We start from the raw sequence: 543 nt of genomic DNA, 5'->3' as shown, positions 1-543 counted from the left end.
GCCGTAGGAGGACTGCGCGTACAGCGCCAGCGCCATGACGTAGTAGACCACCAGGCGCGCCGGCAGCTGCCGCCGACGCTGGCTCTGCCGGCCGGTCTCGGCCAGCACGGCATCCACCAGCGCCGCCGGCACCGTGGCTGTCAAAACGCCAAGGCTGACCTGGTCACTGATCCGGGTGCCATTCGGCAAGCGCGTCGCTTTGCGGACCATTGCTTGGTCCTCCCGCAGCGGTCAGTGGTCCCACAGCCCAACTCCGCCAGCGAGCCCGACTAAAGTCAACGGTATTGTCTCTAGCCCGCCTCGCCGGACAAGAATGCCTTGGTTTATCAACCTCAAAGATACAAACCGCAGCGAGAAGCGGTCATCAGGAGCAATAGATCAACACGCGCTTTCGGCCTCGCCTTGTGTTATCCGGAGCTTGTCACGCAGGCGGCTAGGGCCTGTCAGGCCTTAAGTTCTGTGTGTCTACTTGATCCAGTCTATCGTGGCGGCCATGCAGAGCACGCCCATGAAGGAACACGCGGTTTTCTCGTAGCGGGTGGC

Annotated in this window: 1 protein-coding gene; it reads right to left on the bottom strand. The window is 62.2% G+C overall.

Features of this window, described 5'->3' with window-relative positions; translation table 11 throughout:
- Positions 1-210: transposase domain-containing protein (locus E2C06_RS36915; protein WP_193560547.1), on the bottom strand; the 210-nt coding region annotated here is incomplete at its 3' end.
- Positions 211-543: the final 333 nt, after the last annotated feature.

Source organism: Dankookia rubra, assembly GCF_004355005.1.
GTDB classification, from domain to species: domain Bacteria; phylum Pseudomonadota; class Alphaproteobacteria; order Acetobacterales; family Acetobacteraceae; genus Paracraurococcus; species Paracraurococcus ruber_A.
This window is presented reverse-complemented; position numbering and strand designations above follow the sequence as displayed.